The organism is Nonomuraea lactucae (assembly GCF_003313395.1).
Lineage (GTDB): Bacteria > Actinomycetota > Actinomycetes > Streptosporangiales > Streptosporangiaceae > Nonomuraea > Nonomuraea lactucae.
This window is the reverse complement of sequence record NZ_QNFZ01000391.1, coordinates 1-846: the sequence shown is the minus strand read 5'-3', so window position 1 is coordinate 846 and position 846 is coordinate 1. Positions and strand designations below refer to the sequence as shown.

At 72.5% G+C, this 846-nt stretch carries 1 protein-coding gene; it reads left to right on the top strand.

All coding sequences use genetic code 11. The annotated features are described in order from the left end of the window. Window positions 1-620: transposase (locus DQW85_RS22135; RefSeq protein ID WP_162795221.1), on the top strand; the 620-nt coding region annotated here is incomplete at its 5' end. Window positions 621-846: the final 226 nt, after the last annotated feature.

The following is an 846-nucleotide window of genomic DNA, read 5'->3' as shown; positions in this document are numbered from 1 at the left end:
GGGGCGGCACCAGCCGGATCTACACGCCCATAGCCGAGCGCGTCTACGCCGTCCTGACCGACCCCACCGGAGTGACCACCCACCGCCCGGGCGCTCTCGAACGCGCCCACCTGGTGCTGGAGGACTACCGCGCGGTGCGTGCCCGGCTGGCCGACACCGCGCACCGCATGACCGGCGTGCTGACCGAGCTGGAGCTGACCGAGCTGGTCACCTCCATCCCAGGCCTGTCGGCGGTGGGTGCCGCCGCCATCTTGGCCGAGACTGGCGATCCTACCCGCTTCCATACGCCCCGAGCGCTGGTCAAACATGCCGGGCTGGCTCCCCGTGAACGCACCTCGGGCAGCTACACCGGCCAAACCCGGCTGTCCGGCCGCGGCCGGCCCCGGCTGCGCCTGGCCGCCTGGCGCGCTGTCTGGGGCGCCCTGCACGCCAACCCGGTCTACCGCGATCGCCTGCGGCACCTGACCACCCGCCCCGACAACCCCCTGACCCCAGGACAAGCCCGCGCCGCCCTGGCCGCCGCGCTGCTGCGACAGCTGCACGTGATCGTCACCCGGCGTATCGCCTGGGATCCCGCACTGGCAGCCCCGCCCTCCACAGCCGCCCGGGCAGCGGCCTGACGACCCACCACCGCTCAACCCACTGACCACCTGTCACACAGGCGGGGCGAGCCCGACGGGCCGTTGAGGATCACACCTCGTGACTGACCATGGGCAGCCCCGCCCGTCTCCCCGTGAACCCGGTTGCACGCTGTCGGGCCATCAAGCCCCGTTGCCGGCTACGTAGGGACGAGGAGACGGACGGAGCCCCCGCCACTTGACCTTCGACGCCTTACGGTGGTCAGTC